Consider the following 496-nt stretch of genomic DNA (forward strand, 5'->3'; position numbering starts at 1 on the left):
CAACTGATTGCGGGTTTTCCGAAGGGGCCGAATTTGTCTGCGAGCCCCACCGGGAATGGCTTTCGGATCTGGCGAGGGGGGAGCGGTTAAAGTGAGGGCTTTGCGGATGCGAAAATGGCTGCAAACCATGGCCGGCAGGCGATTCCCACGAAATTGAGTGAAGCGCAGTTCGGGCAATTTGTCTTGCCGCACCTGAGCCGGGGCCGGCGCGGCCCGCCGCCGACGTTGCCGTTACAGAGGATGTTCAACTACGTCCTGAAGGCGCTCTATATGGGGTGTCAATGGAAGATGCTGCCGATCGAAACGGATGCAAAGGGGCTGCCTGAAATCCACCACACCCGCATCTACCGGATCATGCGACGCTGGCAGGCTGACGGCAGCATCGACCGGGTCTTCGCGGGCTCGGTCGATCAACTGCATCGGGACCAGCTCCTCGACCTCGCGAACATCCATGGCGACGGCACGACCACAGCGGCAAAGAAAGGCGGCGACAACC

Annotated in this window: 1 protein-coding gene; it reads left to right on the forward strand. The window is 61.1% G+C overall.

Annotation, left to right across the window (positions count from 1 at the left end; all coding sequences use genetic code 11):
* Positions 1–114: 114 nt before the first annotated feature.
* Positions 115–496, forward strand: a 382-nt coding sequence (locus EVC45_RS45145) for a transposase (RefSeq protein WP_248295559.1), incomplete at its 3' end; no start/stop codon positions are given.

The sequence above is a fragment of the Paraburkholderia sp. UYCP14C genome, assembly GCF_004197395.1.
GTDB lineage: Bacteria > Pseudomonadota > Gammaproteobacteria > Burkholderiales > Burkholderiaceae > Paraburkholderia.